The sequence below is a fragment of the Lysobacter sp. yr284 genome, assembly GCF_900107375.1.
GTDB lineage: Bacteria > Pseudomonadota > Gammaproteobacteria > Xanthomonadales > Xanthomonadaceae > Lysobacter.
Window position 1 is genome coordinate 159,165 of record NZ_FNPT01000005.1, and the last position, 17,050, is coordinate 176,214.

Annotated in this window: 13 protein-coding genes and 1 pseudogene; 4 read left to right on the plus strand and 10 right to left on the minus strand. The window is 69.4% G+C overall.

Going from position 1 to position 17,050, the window contains the following annotated elements; genetic code table 11:
* Positions 1-184 precede the first annotated feature (184 nt).
* Positions 185-1,546, plus strand: coding sequence for a magnesium transporter (gene mgtE, locus BLV01_RS10675; RefSeq protein ID WP_057946577.1), 1,362 nt, complete (start codon positions 185-187; stop codon positions 1,544-1,546).
* Between the two features lie 66 nt (positions 1,547-1,612).
* Here the strand turns inward: mgtE and BLV01_RS10680 are convergent, their stop codons facing one another.
* From BLV01_RS10680 to BLV01_RS10700, 5 genes are all read right to left on the minus strand, one after another.
* On the minus strand, positions 1,613-2,797 hold the full coding sequence (locus tag BLV01_RS10680) for an XVIPCD domain-containing protein (RefSeq protein ID WP_175485855.1): 1,185 nt from the start codon (positions 2,795-2,797) through the stop codon (positions 1,613-1,615).
* Positions 2,749-3,312, minus strand: coding sequence for a hypothetical protein (locus BLV01_RS10685; protein ID WP_139178608.1), 564 nt, complete (start codon positions 3,310-3,312; stop codon positions 2,749-2,751). Before BLV01_RS10685 ends, BLV01_RS10680 begins: the two co-directional genes overlap by 49 nt.
* A gap of 119 nt (positions 3,313-3,431) precedes the next feature.
* Positions 3,432-4,367 carry an aspartate carbamoyltransferase catalytic subunit gene (locus BLV01_RS10690; protein WP_091798656.1) on the minus strand — a complete coding sequence of 312 codons (936 nt, stop codon included), beginning with the start codon at positions 4,365-4,367 and terminating at the stop codon, positions 3,432-3,434.
* A gap of 64 nt (positions 4,368-4,431) precedes the next feature.
* Positions 4,432-4,920 carry a Holliday junction resolvase RuvX gene (gene ruvX, locus BLV01_RS10695; protein ID WP_091798659.1) on the minus strand — a complete coding sequence of 163 codons (489 nt, stop codon included), beginning with the start codon at positions 4,918-4,920 and terminating at the stop codon, positions 4,432-4,434.
* Positions 4,917-5,483 (minus strand): YqgE/AlgH family protein, encoded by a 567-nt coding sequence (locus BLV01_RS10700; RefSeq protein ID WP_175485856.1) that lies wholly within the window; start codon positions 5,481-5,483, stop codon positions 4,917-4,919. Before BLV01_RS10700 ends, ruvX begins: the two co-directional genes overlap by 4 nt.
* 393 nt (positions 5,484-5,876) lie before the next feature.
* Between BLV01_RS10700 and BLV01_RS10705 the strand changes: the two are divergent.
* Both BLV01_RS10705 and BLV01_RS10710 read left to right on the plus strand, forming a co-directional pair.
* Positions 5,877-6,416 (plus strand): annotated as a pseudogene (locus BLV01_RS10705) (DNA-3-methyladenine glycosylase I); the annotation flags it as partial.
* A 556-nt stretch (positions 6,417-6,972) separates the two neighbouring features.
* A complete protein-coding gene (locus BLV01_RS10710; protein WP_091798662.1) occupies positions 6,973-8,781 on the plus strand; it encodes a DUF4153 domain-containing protein in 1,809 nt (602 codons plus the stop codon).
* A 139-nt stretch (positions 8,782-8,920) separates the two neighbouring features.
* Here BLV01_RS10710 and BLV01_RS10715 read toward each other — a convergent pair whose 3' ends face one another.
* Genes BLV01_RS10715 through BLV01_RS10725 form a run of 3 tightly spaced genes read right to left on the minus strand, consistent with a single transcriptional unit; the run spans position 8,921 to position 12,173 of the window.
* On the minus strand, positions 8,921-9,994 hold the full coding sequence (locus tag BLV01_RS10715) for a Rieske 2Fe-2S domain-containing protein (protein WP_091798665.1): 1,074 nt from the start codon (positions 9,992-9,994) through the stop codon (positions 8,921-8,923).
* Positions 9,991-11,106, minus strand: coding sequence for a hypothetical protein (locus tag BLV01_RS10720; protein ID WP_254782590.1), 1,116 nt, complete (start codon positions 11,104-11,106; stop codon positions 9,991-9,993). The genes BLV01_RS10715 and BLV01_RS10720 overlap by 4 nt, the downstream gene beginning before the upstream one ends.
* Positions 11,103-12,173, minus strand: coding sequence for an ATP-grasp domain-containing protein (locus BLV01_RS10725; protein WP_254782591.1), 1,071 nt, complete (start codon positions 12,171-12,173; stop codon positions 11,103-11,105). The genes BLV01_RS10720 and BLV01_RS10725 overlap by 4 nt, the downstream gene beginning before the upstream one ends.
* Before the next feature lie 498 nt (positions 12,174-12,671).
* Between BLV01_RS10725 and BLV01_RS10730 the strand changes: the two genes are divergently transcribed.
* Entirely contained in the window at positions 12,672-13,571 is a 900-nt protein-coding gene (locus BLV01_RS10730) for a hypothetical protein (protein ID WP_091798671.1), read from the plus strand.
* Between the two features lie 1,030 nt (positions 13,572-14,601).
* Here the strand turns inward: BLV01_RS10730 and BLV01_RS10735 are convergent.
* Entirely contained in the window at positions 14,602-15,768 is a 1,167-nt protein-coding gene (locus tag BLV01_RS10735; RefSeq protein ID WP_091798673.1) for a PilT/PilU family type 4a pilus ATPase, read from the minus strand.
* 114 nt (positions 15,769-15,882) lie between these two features.
* Positions 15,883-16,920 (minus strand): type IV pilus twitching motility protein PilT, encoded by a 1,038-nt coding sequence (locus BLV01_RS10740; protein ID WP_091798676.1) that lies wholly within the window; start codon positions 16,918-16,920, stop codon positions 15,883-15,885.
* Positions 16,921-17,050 lie beyond the last annotated feature (130 nt).

Below are 17,050 nucleotides of genomic sequence, written 5' to 3' on the forward strand. Positions count from 1 at the left end.
GCGGGCGCCAGCGCCGGTCGTCGGTTCGCATCGCGGCGCGGCGTTCGCGCGCCAGCCGCGAGTCCCGGCGCCGCCGCCGCGCTTCGTCACTGGGCTTTGCCGGGGGCGCGGGCGATAATGCCCGCGCTTTCGCTCCCCTCGCCGGCTTCGTGGCCGCGCCCGTCCCCCTGCCAGGAAGTACCGCATGGCCGAAGCCGTCCGCCACGACAAGACCGCACGTCAACTGCGCCTGCTTTCCGATGCGCTCGACAGCGGCCGTCTGGGCCCGGTTCGCCGCCTGGTCAACACCCTGTCCCCCGCCGAGATCGGCAACCTGCTCGAATCGCTGCCGCCGGGCAAGCGCCAGGTGGTGTGGGGCCTGGTCGATCCGGAAGACGACGGCGAGGTGTTGGTCCACGTCGGCGAGGAAGTGCGCGAAAGCCTGCTCGCGGACATGGACACCGACGAGATCGTCGCCGCGGTCGAGGACCTCGACATCGACGACTTGGCCGACCTGGTCGAGGACCTGCCCGACACGGTCATCGACGAAGTGCTCAAGTCGATGGACCGCGAGAACCGCGAGCGCCTGGAGCAGGTGCTGTCCTATCCCGAGGACACCGCCGGCCGCCTGATGAATCCCGATGTGGTGACGGTGCGCGCCGACACCACCATCGATGTGGTCCTGCGTTACCTGCGCCTGCGCGGCGAGCTGCCCGAACACACCGACCACCTGTACGTGGTCAGCCGCCGCCACCAGTACCTGGGCCGCATCGCCCTGGCCGCGCTGCTGACCCACGAGCCCGGCACCGCGATCAACAAGCTGATCGACGACGAGCAACCGGCCATCGACGTCGGCGAGACCGCCGGCGAAGTCGCGCGCCAGTTCTCCGATCACGACTGGATCAGCGCGCCGGTGGTGGACGACAACAACATCCTGCTCGGCCGCATCACCATCGACGACGTGGTCGACATCATCCGCGAGGAGGCCGAGCACCAGGCCTTGAGCGCGGCCGGCCTGGACGAGGACGAAGACCTGTTCAGCCCGGTCCGGCGCGCGTTCCGGCGCCGCCTGATCTGGCTCAGCGTCAACCTGTGCACGGCCTTCCTCGCCGCCAGCGTGGTCGGCCAGTTCGAGGACTCCATTGCCAAGCTGGTGGCGCTGGCCGCGCTGATGCCGATCGTCGCCGGCATGGGCGGCAACGCCGGCACCCAGGTGCTGGCGCTGATGATCCGCGGCCTCGCCCTGGGCCAGATCGGCGCGTCCAACGTCGGCGTGCTGTTGCGCAAGGAACTGTCGGTCGCGCTGATCAACGGCCTGGTGCTCGGCATCGGCCTGGGCCTGATCGTGTTGATCTGGTTCCGCCAGCCGGGCCTGTCGTTCGTGATCGGCAGCGCGCTGACCATCAACCTGCTGACCGCCGCCACCGGCGGCGTGCTGGTGCCGATCACCCTCAAGCGCCTGGGCTTCGATCCGGCCCTGGCCGGCGGCGTGATCCTGACCACGCTGACCGACGTGATGGGGTTCTTGAGTTTCCTGGGGTTGGCGACGTTGATTTTGCTGCGCTGAGCGATCCAAGCTCGCGCCGCCGGGGCGCACTGGTCCTCGCCGCCCTGCGCGACACCCAGACTCGCATCACCGGGTGAATCCGGGGCCGTTCTTGGCAGTGCCTTCGGGATCGTGCGCCAGTTCCTGCTGCGCGAGTCGGGTCTGCGCGGATGGAGCCGGACCGATCGCCTCTGCTTGCCGGTAGCGTTGCTCGACCGGAACCGCAAGCGCCTGCGCGGTCGGCATGTGCGTGCGATTCGCGTACGGATCCGGCGATGCGTCGGGCCGCGAGCGGAACAAATGCAGTATTTCACCCGCGCCGAGGCCGCCGCCCTGCCTGTTGAACGCAAGCTGCGGAGCGTCCAACAGGGCGAACCCTTTTTCCTTCGCCATCATCAGGGCGCTGGCGGCCAGTCTTTCGCTGCCCTCGTCCCAGGCTTTTCCGGACTGCCGATCCAGGTCGCGCACTTGCCCGCGCAAATGTTCGAACAGGCCATGGTCCGGATGGGCGGGATCGCGCGGATCGCTTCCGCAACCGGAGGACGAACGCTGCAGTCCGGGTTCGATGTATCGGGCGTAGTCCCTTAAATAAGCATCGCGGTGGGTGATCAGGCCATCGCGATTCATGTCCGCGGGCGGATTGTTGAGCGTGTAAGGCGCGTCCGCCACTTTGGCGGCGATCCGTTCGACCGCCGCAGCATCGTCCAGCCGGCCCGCCCTCCAGTCGCCGTAGCGCGCCCCCAGTTCGACTTCGTTGAGATAGCCGATGGAACCGAACGGCTTGCTGTCCTTGAACGCTTCGACGTTCTCCAGTTCCTTGAAGATGGGGAAGGCGTTGAAAATCGCTTCCGCTTCGAGGCCGGCCCGGTACTCTACGTATTGCTCGGCAGTGCGGCCGGTGAAGGCAATGGAACCGGTGTTGTATCGGTCGTGGCCGACTTCGTGCGCGAGCGTGCCGAACATATGGCGCTGCGGCCACTGCGACGCCCCCGGAGCCAGCATTCCCATCCAGGCGTTGCGATCGACGACGATCTTCGGCGGACTCTCCGGGGAATAAAACGCAAGACCGATACCCGGCCGTTGGTCGATGATGCCGCCGCGTTCGAAAAAACCGGCGAATCCCGCTGCGGCGGTCGGCGACTCGAGTATCCATCCTCGCATCGCGGCGGGCATTTGCTGGAATCGCGGCTCGTCCCGCAGGCGCTGGAATGGATCGGTTCCGCTCACCGCGCGGAGGTCGCGGCCGGATAAATGTTGATCGAATCGATGCACCGATACGTCGATGGCGTCGTCGTGAACTCGACCCGAATCCCCGCGCTCTGCGCTTTGTAGGTGCTTCCGCGGTCGGTGCCGTGCGCGTCCTGTGTCGCCTCAGCGCGCGCCCCGATCCATCCGGCAGCCAGTTCGGGCGATACGCAGGGTTCGGCCGCGACGCCGATATCGATCTGCCCGCTCAGCTCGCCGATCCAGGCGAAGCTCAACACGTTCCCATCCGCGAGTTTCACCGGCCCATCGCCGGAGAACTGCCGCGCCTGAAGCGGCTTCATGACGAAGACGCGGTGCAATGCGGCCTCCGCCCTGCGCTGACCGCCCTCGCCCTCAAGCGGCCAACGCAGCAGGTTTTCGAGGGTTGTGGCGTCCGCGGGTCCGGCCGGCGGCGGCTGTGTGGACGCCCTGGTTGCCACCGTGCCGCAGGAAGTAAGACCCGCGACGGCCGCGGTCAACGCGAAGACGCAAGCCAGACGCATCGACGCAAGACTGGCGCACATAAAAGCCATGAAATTCAAGCCCTTCCGTTCCCTGTGCAATTTCACGCTAGCACAGATCGAGGAGGGCCGAAGCGTGGCGGGCGCCGCATGCAAGCGGTCTTGACCGGGCCGCGCGCCCCCTTCCGGGCCGCGCCCGCTCACCCCTTGAGCAACGCCTCCAGCACCGCCATCCGCGCGGCCACGCCGTTGGCGACCTGGGTCAGGATCAGCGATTGCGGGCCGTCGGCGACCTCGTCGGTGATCTCCACGCCGCGGTTCATCGGGCCGGGGTGCATCACCACCGCGTCGGGCGCGGCGCGCTTGAGCCGCGCCGCGGTCAGGCCGTAGTCGCGGTGGTAATCCTCGAGCGAGGCGACCAGGCCTTCTTCCATGCGCTCGCGCTGCAGGCGCAGCATCATCACCGCGTCCACGCCTTCCAGCGCCGCGTCGAGGTCGTGGCCGACGCTGCAGCCGTCGAGCGTTCGGTCGTCGGGCAGCAGCGAGGCCGGGCCGACCGCGCGGATCTCGGCCGCGCCGAGCGCCTTGAGCGCCTGCAGATCGGAGCGCGCGACGCGCGAGTGCTTGATGTCGCCGACCATCGCCACGCGCAGGCGCGAGAAGTCGCGGCCCTTGGCCTGGCGCAGGGTCAGCATGTCGAGCAGGCCCTGGGTCGGGTGCGAGCTGCGGCCGTCGCCGGCGTTGACCAGGCAGGTGCCCGGACGCGCGTGCGCGGCCAGTTCGGCGACCGCGCCGTCCTCGCGATGGCGGATGACGAAGCCGCGCACGCCCATCGCCTCGATGTTCTTCAGCGTGTCCAGCGCGGTCTCGCCCTTGCTGGTGGACGAGGTCGAGGCGTCGAAGTTGAGGATGTGCGCGCCGAGCTGCTGCGCGGCCAGCTGGAAGCTCAGGCGGGTGCGCGTGGACGGCTCGAAGAACAACGTGCACACCGCGATGCCGGCCAGCGCGCGGCTGTCGTAGTGGCCTTCGGCGAAGGCCTGGGCGCGGATCAGCAGGGCGTCGAGCGAATCGCGTGCGGCGTCGCGCAGGCTGAGCAGGTGGCGCGAGCCGCCGTCGGCGGAAACGTAGGTGGTCATGGGCGGTGCGGGCGTGCGGGGAAAAGGGTCGAAGTCGGCGGGGCCAGGAGCGGCGGCGCCGGCCTCAGGAATGCGGAACCTGGTCGATGTCGGTGGCATCGTCCGGCGCGGCCAGCCAGCGCTCGACGATCACCGCCGCGGCCACCGCGTCCAGCGCCTCGGCGTCTCGCCGGCGCTTGCGGCCTTCGGCGCGGTCGGCGGCGAAGCGGTGCGCGGCCTCGACCGAGCTGGAACGCTCGTCGACCAGCACCACCGGCAGCTTGTAGCGCGCGCGCAGCTGGCGGGCGAAGGCGAGCGCGCGCTGGCGCGCGGGCTGGTCGCCGCCTTCGAGCGTCATCGGGTCGCCGACGATCAGGCCGTCGGGGCGCCATTCCTTTTGCAGGCGGTCGATCGCGCCCCAGTCGGGGCTGGCGCCGTGCACGTCGATCACCGCCAGCGCGCGCGCGCCGTGGCCGAACGCGCTGGCCACCGCCACGCCGATGCGGCGCGAACCGACATCGAATCCGAGGACGGTGCCGTCGCGTCGGATCGGGTCGGAGGCGCCTGCGCTCATGCGTGTCCGGCGTAATCGGCCAGGTGGGCGAAATCCACGCCGATGCGGCCGGCCGCGGCATGCCAGCGCGCGTCCAGCGGCAGCTGGAACAGCAGCTCGGCGTCGGCCGGCGCGGTCAGCCAGTCGTTCTCGGTGATCTCGTGTTCGAGCTGGCCCGAGCCCCAGCCGGCGCAGCCCAGCGCGACGATGGCGTGGTCGGGGCCTTCGCCCTTGGCCATCGCCTCGAGGATGTCGCGCGAGGTGGTCAGGAACAGGCGGTCGGCGATGGCCAGGGTCGAATCCCAGCGCGCGCCGCCGTCGTGCAGGACGAAGCCGCGCTCGGGGTGGACCGGGCCGCCGGCGAGCACGATCTGCGCGCGCAAGGCTTCGTCGCCGCCTTCCACGCCCATCTGCCCGAACACTTCGCCCAGGGTGTATTCGGACGGGCGGTTCACCACGATGCCCATCGCGCCGTCGTCGTCGTGCTGACAGATCAGCGCGACGCTGCGCGAGAAATTGGTGTCGGCCAGCGCGGGCAGCGCGATCAGGACCTGATTGGCGAGGGGCGTGGGCATCACGGTCATGGGGGCCATTCTAGCCTGCCCGGCCGTTAAGCGGGGTCGTGGGGCGGACCGAGGTCGCCATAACGCGAAATGCGGCCGGTTCGGGACGATCAAAGCCGAAACGGCCGGGGCCCGACGCGCCCGGTCCGGCGCCGCCGCTTGCTCGGAACGACTCGCCCGAATGGCGCTCCCTGGTGGGCAGGGCTTCGGCCACGACGCTCTTGTCCCGGGATCACCGTGCAGCCCTGAATCGACGCCATCGCAGCGAACAGCGTCGGGGCAGAAGCCGCTCCCACTAAGGAATCCCTCCCGCGTACTTCGCGCGATCCGGCCAGCCGCGGACCTGGATTCGCCGCTCCTGCATCGCGACAATCCCAGGCCAGGCCGCATCCGCGGCACGCCACGAGGCTTTCCATGTCCGGCTACTGCGACATCGCCCCCGGCCACCCGATCCACGGCGATTACCACGACCGCGAGTACGGCTTCCCGCAGCGCGAGGAATCCGACCTGTTCGAGCGCCTGATCCTGGAGATCAACCAGGCCGGCCTGAGCTGGGAGACGATCCTGCGCAAGCGCGAGGGCTTCCGCCGGGCGTACGGCGGCTTCGACGTCGACACCGTGGCCGCCTACGGCGAAGCCGACCGCCTGCGCCTGCTCGACGACGCCGGGATCATCCGCAACCGGCTCAAGGTCGATGCGGCGATCCACAACGCCCAGGTCGTGCAGCGCCTGCGCGCCAGCCACGGCGGCTTCGCCCAGTGGCTCGACGCGCACGTCCTGCACGAGGGCGAGCCGCGCGACAAGGCCGGCTGGATCAAACTGTTCAAGCAGACCTTCCGCTTCACCGGCGGCGAGATCACCAACGAGTTCCTGATGAGCCTGAGCTACCTGCCCGGGGCGCATCGCGAGAGCTGCCCCGCGTATCGGCGGATCGAAAGGATCGGGCCGTACTGGAAGCGCACGCAGGAAGCGGCGGCGAAGGCCGGCGCGAAGGGGGCGAAGGCCGGGGCCGCGAAGCCCGCAGCGCAGAAGGCGCCGGCAACCAAGCCGGCCAAGGCGACCGCCGCTGCGGCCGGCCCCGCTAAGACTGCGAAGGCCGCCGCGGCCAAGCGCGCGCCGACGAAGCCGAAGAACGCCGCGCCGCGCAAGCCGCGCCCGGGCTGAGCGAGATCGTGGCGCGCTGCACCGTCATTCCGGCGGAAGCCGCAATCCATTTTGCCTTTGGCTCTACCCTCAAGCGAAGCAGCGGCAAAGCAAGATCGAAACGGGTTCCGGCTTCCGCCGCAACGACAGCGGCAAGGCCGCCGGATCGCAGGCGACGGGGTCGGACACAAACGCATTGGGCACCATGCGCCTGCGCGCGCCAGGACGCGTTCCGGCCGCATCCGCAACCGCTCCACCCGCGCCGGCCGACTTCATCGCCCGCTCACCCAACCGCCCCATCCTCCCCGCGCCACCTGCGACACCGGCCGCGCCCGAGCGCCGGCCCGAACCGATGCAAAGGACCCGCATGACGCCCGATTCCGTTTCCACACCCGCCCCCGCCGAACTCGACCGCAACACCCGCGGCTTCATCGTCGCCGTCGCCCTGCTGCAAGGCCTGCTGCTGTATCTGGCGCGGATCGGCACCGGTTTGGGCTTCGAACTGGAAGTGAGCTGGTACGCGATGGTGCTGTCGGTGCCCACGGCGATGCTGCTGTCGGTGCAGCGCCTGGACGACCATCGTTTCTGGAGCAACGCCGGCCTGCTCGCCGCCGTCTACCTGCCGCTGTCGCTGTGGGCCGGCTGGAGCGCCACCGGCGCGCCGGACCTGAGCGAGGCCACGGTGCTGGGGCCGTTCGCGGTCAGCCTGGCGATCGGCCTGTTCGTCGCCCTGCCCTACCTGCAATGCCGGCTCAGCCACGGCCGCTGGCGCGCGCCGTACCGCGAACTGTTCGAACACGGCTGGCAGAACGCGCTGACCCTGATCCTCACCGCCGCCTTCGTCGGCATCTGCTGGGCGGTGCTGGGCCTGTGCGCGGTGTTGTTCAAGCTGATCGGCATCGAGTTCTTCGCCGACCTGTTCTCCACCCGCAGCTTCGTCCATCTCGCCACCGGCGTCATGGTCGGCCTGGGCGTGCTGGTCGGACGCACCCAGCAGCGTCCGGTGCAGATCGCGCGGCAGATCCTGTTCGCGATCTTCAAGGGCCTGCTGCCGCTGGTGGCGCTGATCGCGCTGCTGTTCGTCGCCAGCCTGCCGTTCACCGGCCTGGAAGCGCTGTGGAAGACTCGCTCGGCGACCCTGATCCTGATGTGCCTGATCGCGACGGTGGTGCTGTTCGTCAACGCGGTCTACCAGGACGGCGAAGGCGAGCCGCCCTACCCGCGCTGGCTGCGCGGCGTGGTCGACGCGGCGCTGCTGACCCTGCCGGTGTTCGCCGCGCTCGGCCTGTACGCGCTGAGCCTGCGCATCGGCCAGTACGGCTGGACCGGCGAGCGCTTCTGGGCGGCGCTGGCGTCGGTGGCGCTGAGCCTGTACGCGCTGGGCTACGCCGCGGCCGCGCTGCGCCGCGGCGGCGGCCAGTGGCTCGGCGGATTGCGCCGGGTCAACGTCGCGGTGTCGCTGGTGCTGCTGGCGCTGGTCGCGGCCGCCAACGGCTGGATCCTGGATCCGCATCGCCTCGGCGTGGGCTCGCAGCTCGCGCAACTGGCGCGCGGCACGGTCGAGCCGGCCAAGTTCGACCTGGCCTACCTGCGCTTCGACAGCGGCCGCCGCGGCTACCAGGCGCTCAAGGCGCTGGAGAACGACCCGCGCTTCGCCGCGAGCGCGCCGCTGGCGCGCGCCAATCTCGAACGCGCGCTCGCCGCGACCACGCGCTGGGAGTACCGCATCGAGTCGCGCGAAACGCCCAAGACCGAGACGCCCGAGCAGGCGCTGCAACACATCGCCGCGGCCAAGAGCGTCGGCACGATCGACCCCGCCTGGATCCAGGCGGTGATCAAGCAGACGTTGAAGACGCCCAGTTGCCTGGACGACGACGGCGCCTGCGCGCTGGTCGCGCCGGACCTGGACCGCGACGGACAGCCCGAGTACCTGCTGTGCAACGTGCGCGACTGGGGCAACCGCTGCTACGCCTACGCGCGCGAGGCCGATGGCTGGCGCCGGATCGGCGAGAGCTATCTGTCGCAGTCCGCCGACGGCTTCAAGGAACGGCTGCTCGGCGAATCCGTGCAGGTGGTGCCGCGGCGCTGGGGCGATGTCCGCGTCGGCGCGCAGGGCAAGCTGATGCGCCTGGACCCGGTTTCGGACTGCGAAGGCAACAAGGACTGCGAGCCCTGAGCATATCTGCGCGGGCGCCGCGTCGGGCGCCCGCGCATGTCGGGGCCGAGTTTCCCGGGACGCGACGTTCGCGGCCCGCGGCGTCGGCGACCTGCAGCATTTGCGACTCACCGCACCCGCGGCCCGCGACAGCCGCGACTTACAGCATCAGCGCCACGTCCCTCGCCTGCGCATCCGCGGGCGCCGCGCCGTGGTTCCAGAACGCCTCCACCCACGGTCGCACCAGATCCAGTTGGGTCGACGCGCCGCGCACCGCGCCGAAGCGGCGCAGGTTGTCGGACTGCAGCGCCAGCATCCGCGCGTCCTGGTCGTTGACCCGCTTGAGCAACGGCCACACCAGCGCGCGCACCAGCCACGCCGGCGCCCAGCGGTTCTCCACGTGCAGGGTCGCGAACACGGACGTCGTCGCCGCATCGCACGGCGCGAAGTGCAGGCTGATGCGGACGATGCCGCCGTTGGCGTAGCGGTATTCGATCTGCGCGCTGCCGGGCGCATCGAACAACGCGCGCTCGCTTTCGCGCGGCGATTCGAACAATCGGTACAGCAGCCCCGATTGCTGGGCCTGGCCGAGGTAATCGACGACGAACCCGTGCGGCGACGGCGCGAAGCGCGCGGTCGCCGGCCGGCGCGCACCGCCGCGCCGGACCAGGCCCGGATGGATCCAATGGGTATGCAAAGGATCGAGGAAGTTCTCGATCGCATCGACGATGTGCGCGCGCCATCGGGTCTGCCACAGGAACCGGCGCGAACCGGGCGGATTGCGCCGCGCCATCGCCGGCAACTCGCCCTCGTCGCGGCCGTCGGGCCGCAGCCAGACCAGGCCGTCGTGCTCGCGCACCGCCGCAGCGCGCACGCGCACCTGCGGCAAGGCCGCGTCGGCCGGCATGCCGGGGATCTCGCACAGCCGGCCTTGCGCGTCGAAACGCCAGCCGTGATAAGGGCACGACAGCCCGCCATCGCCGCAGCGGCCTTGCGACAGCGGCGCGTGCCGGTGCGGGCAGCGGTCCTCCAGCGCGAACGCACGGCCGGCGCCGTCGCGCGCCAACGCGTACGGCCGGTCGAGCAAGGTCGCCGCGAGCGGCGCGGCGCGCAGGCGCTCGCTGCACGCCACCGCAAACCAGCGCGAGGCGTGCGAAGGATGCCAGCCGCCCGCGCGCGCCGCGTCCTGGGTGGCGCGGGCGTCGGCAGGGACGGCGCGGTCGTCGGGCGTCATAGCTGGAATCTTCGCATGATCGGCACGCCGGCCCGGCGGGTCAGCGCCGACAGCCAGCCCAGCGCGCGCTGCGTTGGCGCCGGCAGGTGGCGCGCGTAGACCGCGCTGTACTCGATGCTCGGCTGGCCGCCGCGCAGGCGCTTGAAGCCGGCCGCGCCGGCGCTGAAGTTGATCGCATCGCCGCCGGCGATGGCGCGCTCGAACGTGGTCGCGGTCAGCAGGCGGTACAGGCCCAGCCGCTGCGGTTGGTCGGTGTCGTAGCCGACGATCGGCGTGGTCAGCGTGCGCCCCTGGGCGAACACCCCGGCGATGCACGACAACCGCCCCGCTTCGTCGCGGAAGCCGTCCAGCCGCAGCAGCCCGGCGCGGTGCCAGCTGCGCACGAACGCTTCGGTGTAGCGCGGATTGCAGCGCGAATAGCGATCCATGTACAGCCGCGCGTACAGCCAGGCGATGCGCGCGTAGTCGGCGCCGCCGATGTCGCCATCGCCGGCGCGGCGCGGCTGCTTGCGCGCCAGGCGCAGGTCGATCCGCAGGTTGTGGCGTCGCTGCGCCAGCGCGGCGACGTCGCGGAACAGGTACACCTGCCGGCTCGGGATCAGCAGGAAACCGAGCCGCTCGCATTCTTCCAGCCAGTCGGCGTGATCGTCGCGGTTGAGCGAGCGCAGCCACACCGCGTGCCCGGGCCAGCGCTGCAGCGCGGCCTGCAGCAGGCGCTGCACGCAGCCGATCCGCCAGCGCGGATACAGATTGGTCGACAGCCACCAGTTGTTGATCGCCACCGCGCGGTCGATTCGTGCGCCGCGCAGCCAGCGGTCCAGGCCGCGGCCGGCGGCGCGGATCGGCGCGCGCAGCAGCGCCGGCGCGTAACGCAGCGCCTCTTCGGTGGCGTAGGCGCCGTAGGTGGTGCGCGGCGAGCAGACCCAGGCGTTGTCCTGCGCCTGGCCGTCGTCGATGCTGACCGGATAGCTGCGTTCGCCGTCGTCGATCAACTGCGCCTGGGTGTCGAGGTTGGCGACCAGCGCGCGCGAATCGGCGCCGGCGTGGATGCGCGCGAACGCATGCGCGCGCTGGGAGAAGAGTTCGTCGGCGATGCGCGCGGCGGCGTTCACAGGTCCGGCAACTCCTCGCCGTCCCATTCGATGTCGCGCGTGGCCGCCTCGCGCAGGCCGCCGCCGCGGCGCAGCGCGCTGGCGGCGTACGCGCCCAGGTCGGCCAGCCCGCCCAACGGCGGCAGGCGGTCGCCGGGCACCGACAGCACATCGTCGGCGCGGCGCCAGTCGCGCAGCCACGCGCGCGCGCGGCCCTGCGCCAGCGCCTGCGCGAGTCCCGCGCCGAGCATCACCGGCGCCAGCATCCGCGGCCGCGCCGGGCGCGCCTCGAGGCAGGCGATGTCGGCGCCCAGCAACGCCGCCGGCAGATCGTCGCCGGCGCCGAACAGGTGCACGCCGCTGGTCGCGCGCGGATTGCATTCCAGCACCGTCGCGCTGCCGTCGTCGCCGACGATCCAGTCGAACGAGACCTGCCCGGTGTAGCCGATCTTGGCGACGAAGCGCTCGACGAAACCGCGGATCGCCGCGTTCGGCGCCGGTTCGAAATAGAAACTGGAGCTGCGGCTGAGCCGGTACGCCGGCCGGTAGACCGAATGCGCGAGCAGCCGGCCGCGGTCGGCGACGCTGTAGGAACACAGCTCGGTGCCGGCGTGGAAACGCTGCGCAACCCAGGCCTGCGCCAGCGGCAACGGCGCCGCGTCGGCCGGCATGCCCTGCGGATACAGGCGCACGTGCACGCCGAAGCGCGAATACTCGGGCTTGAGCACCAGCGGCCGCCCGGCGGCCCACTCGCGCGCTTGCCCGATGTCGTACACAGCGGCGCTGTCGGGCACGTTCGCGCCGCAACCGCGCGCCAGTTCGAGGAAACGCAGCTTGCTGTGCAACTCGCGCAGCTTGTCGAAGTCGTCCACCAGCACGCGCACGCCGGCCGGCAGCGCGCCGCGATAGCGCGAGAGCCAGAACGCTTCCTCGCAGGTCGGCACGATCAGGTCGATGCGGCGCTGCGCGACGATACGCGCCAGATCGGCCGCGAAGCGCGCCGCGTCCAAACGCGGGCCGGCGATCGGCTCGCTCGCGCCGGCCGCGCTCGACCAGCCCGACAGGCGGCAGGACACGCTGTCGGCCACGATCGCACCGGCCCGTCCGTCATGACGGAAGCGACGGGCGATTTCGAGAGCGGCAGGCGCGCGGGCGCCGAGAACCAAGACGTTGGGCATGACAGCGCGGCGGAAGGGACGGGCGGACACGACGCGCGCGCGCAGCGGCGAAACGACCGGACGGCCGGCAAGCATCGAAGCATGTGACCGTGTTGGCAAGTCTTGGGCGGGCGGGCTGCCTTGGCTGGCGTGCGCGCCTCCCCGTTTCGCGATGCGGCCTGCCTCGATACCGCAGCCTTCGCGGGATGCTGCCGCCGCTCATCGCCGGGAACGCCGGCCCCGGCCGTTCCTGCCGGAAGAAATAAATCCGCCCGATCAACGGCTTACCTGAAAATCGCGGCCCCGACTCCGGCCGTGCTGGGGTCCGCCCCAGGTACTCCCGCCCGCGCCCGGCTTGCTAGGGTGAATCGCTGAAAACGCTTTCCCTGCGCGCCGGCGAGGCCGGACGCCCACCAGGAGGGTTTTCCCATGACCGACGCAAGCTCGGGAGTCTCCGGCTCCGACTCTTCCCAGAACGCCCAGAACGCCGCTAACCAGGCAGCCGAAACCGCGGCCGCGGAACGGGCCGCCGCCGACAAGGCCGCCGCCGAAGCCGCCGCCGCGGCCGCGCTGAACGCCGTGCAGGCGACGCCGGTCGACCTCAGCGTCTCGCCCACCGCGATCTCGCAGCTCAGCGCCATGACCGTGAACACCGCGCCGAGCCTGTCCTCGCTGCAGACGCTGGGCGGCGTGCCCACCGCCGCGACCTACGCCGACATCGCCCAGGCGACCCCGGCCACGCCGGCGGTCACCGAATACAACGCCTGGGCGGCGAGCTTCAGCATCACCCCGAACGATCCGGCGACGGTGGAAACGGCGCCGCTCAGCGCGTTTTCCATCAATGTCGGGCTGAATCATGTCGGCGACGTCAACGCCAACCTCGAAGCGCGCATGGGCATCGCGCCGGCGCAGGTCACCTTCGCCGGCAAGCTGAGCTACACCGACGGCATCACCAGCTACAGCCTCAGCGGCGTGGCCGGCCCCTTCGGGGGCGTCGCCGATCCCAACTACGGAATCACCGCCACCACTGCGACCGAACTGGACTTCGGCAAGCTCGGCCTGAGCCTCAATGTCAACGCGAATGCCGACGGATTCACCAATGGCACGTTCGGCGCCAACGTCAGTACCCCGCTGTCGGAGGGCTGGAATGGAGTCGCGGGCGTCAGCGTCGGCGCCGACCGCAATGGCGTGAACGCGGTGGAAGGCACGTTGGGCGCGAACTACAACGCCAACGGCGCTTCGCTCGGGGTCAGCGGAAGCGGTCGGGTGGATACGCGGACCGGGGATGTCAGTGGCGGGGCCAAGTTCAATCTTGGGATCAAGTTCTGAGCTTACGCAACGGAACAAACCCTGCACCCGGCCGCGCACGACTTGGCCGCTACGGAAGCCCACGACCTTTTGTATCGGCTCTTGGGCCCCGTGCGTAGGCGACTGCAAAGATCCCGCGCAATTGAATTTAACAGCGCACGCTCGGGCAAAAACGAAGCGATAGGAAAGACTTTCCACGCAGATGGGCGTCATCACGTAGCAGCGTCGAGCTGCGCGCGGGCGATACCAGCGGATACTCCGGGGCGCACGCCAATGGACGGTTCTAAACGCGGATCAATCAGTTCAAGCGATCCGATGCCGCTGTCATCCTCTGTTCCCGGTCTCGGATTGGGCGCCAGATCGCCGTTGGAGCGGCAAAAGGCGGGGTCGCTCTTTAGCATTTCCCGGACGTTTTCATCTCGGACACATCAGCTACGACGAAACGAGCCAGATCCGGCGGGCGGCACTTCTCCACCCAGGCCCTGGCCGCGTCCACCTCGGAACAAAAGGCCCATCGGAACCCCTTCCAGCGCCGTGAATCGTGCTGGTCACGTCCGGCATGAAAGTAGATATCGGTGATGTAAACAATCTGTCCCGGTTGGACAGCGAAAACTACGGTAGGCCGATCCCCGCAGAACGCCAGCTCGTAGCTCGTCCCGATCAGCGGATCGCCCGCGGCATACCGTTTGATCGACGAAACACCGATGGTTTCCTCGCCTTTGGATGCACCTAGGAAATACCCGTCAGTCGGCGGCCGGTTCAAACGCGCGGGCGTGAAGCCGGAAAGATGGAATTTACCGTCCCTGACCTTACCGGGGAATCCGTAAGTGACGACGTTTCCACATTCGTATGCGCGCCTATGAGCAGCAGCGAATTCTTGTTCCAGTCGATGCGATCCGGATTCTGCGCCTGCGCGCCTCCCATCATCCCCATCGCCACGGCCGACACCAATAGGCGCCTCACACCAACTTCCTTCACGATTCGAGCCCAACGAAAAAGAAGCCAGCTTTCGCTGGCTTCTTCGGACAACCGACTCGATGCGGCAGACGCGTCACCGCACCTCCGCCACCTCCACCCCGTCCAGCCCCTGCGACAGGGTCCGCGCGTCGCCGCCCTGCGCCAGCTTGATCCGCAGGCGCACTTCGTTCTGCGAGTCGGCGTAGCGCAGCGCGTCTTCGTAGCTGATCTCGCCGGCCTGGTAGAGCTCGAACAAGGCCTGGTCGAAGGTCTTCATGCCGAGCTGGGTCGACTCCTTCATCAGTTCCTTGAGCTTGTGGATCTCGCCGTCGCGGATGTAGTCCTGGGCCAGCGGGGTGCCGAGCAGGATCTCCATCGCCACGCGCCGGCCCTTGCCGTCGGGGGTCGGGATCAGCTGCTGGGCGACCACGCCCTTGAGGTTCAGCGACAAGTCCATCAACAGCTGGTTGCGGCGGTCTTCGGGGAAGAAGTTGATGATGCGGTCCATCGCCTGGTTGGCGTTGTTGGCGTGCAGCGTGCACAGCACCAGGTGGCCGGTTTCGGCGAAGGCGATGGCGTGGTCCATGCCTTCGCGGGTGCGCACCTCGCCGATCATGATCACGTCCGGCGCCTGGCGCAGGGTGTTCTTGAGCGCGGCGTCCCAGCTGTCGGTGTCGATGCCGACTTCGCGCTGGGTGATGATGCAGCCCTCGTGGCGGTGCACGAACTCGATCGGGTCTTCGATGGTGATGATGTGGCCGGTCGAGTTCTGGTTGCGGTAGCCGATCATCGCCGCCAGTGAGGTCGACTTGCCGGTGCCGGTGGCGCCGACGAAGATGATGATGCCGCGCTTGGTCATCGCCAGCGTCTTGATGATCGGCGGCAGGTTGAGTTCGTCGACGCTGGGGATCTTGGTCTCGATCCGGCGCAGCACCATGCCGACCTGGTTGCGCTGGTAGAAGCAGCTCACGCGGAAGCGGCCGACGCCGGTGACGCCGATGGCGAAGTTGCACTCGTGGGTCTTCTCGAACTCCTCGCGCTGCTGCGGGCTCATCACGTTGAGGACGAGGTCGCGGCTCTGCTGCGGGGTCAGCGGGTTCTGGGTGATCGGGGTGATCTTGCCGTGCACCTTCATCGACGGCGGCATGCCGGCGGTGATGAACAAGTCCGAGGCGCGCTGGTGCGCCATCAGCTTGAGGAAGGAGGTGAAGTCGATCGCGCCGGAGGCGGTGGTCGGGTTGGTCGGGGCGGGCGTGTTCATGCGGCTACCTCCTCGGGAGGTCGATTACGGCGGCGTGGATCGCCGGGGGGATGGGGCTCGCGGCAGGGCGCGGCGTCGAGGCGGCGGCGCGGGGCCGCGCCGCCGGGCGCGGCGTCACTCGAACAGGCGCTTGTCCTTGGCGTATTCCTTGGCCTGCGGGCGCAGGATCAGGCCGCGCTTGACCAGGTCCTGGAGGTGCTGGTCCAGGGTCATCATGCCGTAGGACTGGCCGGTCTGGATCGCCGAGTACATCTGCGCGACCTTGTCTTCGCGGATGAGGTTACGGATCGCCGGGATGCCGACCATGATCTCCCAGGCCGCGGTGCGGCCGCCGCCGACCTTCTTCAGCAGCGCCTGCGAGATCACCGCGCGCAATGATTCCGACAGCATCGAGCGCACCATCGGCTTTTCGCCGGCGGGGAACACGTCGATGATGCGGTCCACGGTCTTGGCCGCCGAGGAGGTGTGCAGGGTGCCGAACACCAGGTGGCCGGTTTCCGCCGCGGTCAGCGCCAGGCGGATGGTTTCCAGGTCGCGCAACTCGCCGACCAGGATGTAGTCGGGATCTTCGCGCAGCGCCGAGCGCAGGGCCTCGTTGAACCCGTGCGTGTCGCGGTGGACCTCGCGCTGGTTGATCAGGCACTTCTGCGAGGTGTGCACGAACTCGATCGGGTCTTCGACCGAGAGGATGTGCGCGTACTCGTTCTTGTTGATGTGGTCGATCATCGCCGCCAGCGTGGTCGACTTGCCCGAGCCGGTCGGCCCGGTCACCAGGATCAGGCCCTGCGGCTGCTCGATGAGCTGGCGGAAGATCGGCGGGCAGCCCAGGTCCTCCAGGCTCAGCACCTCGGAGGGAATGGTGCGGAACACCGCGCCGGCGCCGCGGTTCTGGTTGAAGGCGTTGACGCGGAAGCGCGCCAGGCCGGGGATCTCGAACGAGAAGTCGACTTCCAGGAACTCTTCGAAGTCGCGCCGCTGCTTGTCCGACATGATGTCGTACACCAGCGCGTGGACCTGCTTGTGGTCCAGGGCCGGGATGTTGATCCGGCGCACGTCGCCATCGACCCGGATCATCGGCGGCAGGCCGGCCGAAAGATGCAAGTCGGATGCTTTGTTCTTTACCGAAAACGCCAGAAGTTCGGCGATATCCATGCGTGCTCCCCGCACTGCTCTAGGACCCGCCGCGCGGGTCCGGAAAAACCAGCCACTTGGTCGCGCTGCCGTGGAACGGCCCGATCGCAACCGTAAAGCTGGAACCAAACCACCCCCAAGAGGCAGTATA

Bases quoted from the DNA above. Each gene is read 5' to 3' on its own strand.
- BLV01_RS10690 (WP_091798656.1), bottom strand. From the start codon at position 4,367: ATGACCACCTACGTTTCCGCCGACGGCGGCTCGCGCCACCTGCTCAGC.
- ruvX (WP_091798659.1), bottom strand. From the start codon at position 4,920: ATGAGCGCAGGCGCCTCCGACCCGATCCGACGCGACGGCACCGTCCTC.
- mgtE (WP_057946577.1), top strand. From the start codon at position 185: ATGGCCGAAGCCGTCCGCCACGACAAGACCGCACGTCAACTGCGCCTG.
- BLV01_RS10730 (WP_091798671.1), top strand. From the start codon at position 12,672: ATGACCGACGCAAGCTCGGGAGTCTCCGGCTCCGACTCTTCCCAGAAC.
- BLV01_RS10700 (WP_175485856.1), bottom strand. From the start codon at position 5,483: ATGACCGTGATGCCCACGCCCCTCGCCAATCAGGTCCTGATCGCGCTG.
- BLV01_RS10735 (WP_091798673.1), bottom strand. From the start codon at position 15,768: ATGAACACGCCCGCCCCGACCAACCCGACCACCGCCTCCGGCGCGATC.
- BLV01_RS10715 (WP_091798665.1), bottom strand. From the start codon at position 9,994: ATGACGCCCGACGACCGCGCCGTCCCTGCCGACGCCCGCGCCACCCAG.
- BLV01_RS10740 (WP_091798676.1), bottom strand. From the start codon at position 16,920: ATGGATATCGCCGAACTTCTGGCGTTTTCGGTAAAGAACAAAGCATCC.
- BLV01_RS10710 (WP_091798662.1), top strand. From the start codon at position 6,973: ATGACGCCCGATTCCGTTTCCACACCCGCCCCCGCCGAACTCGACCGC.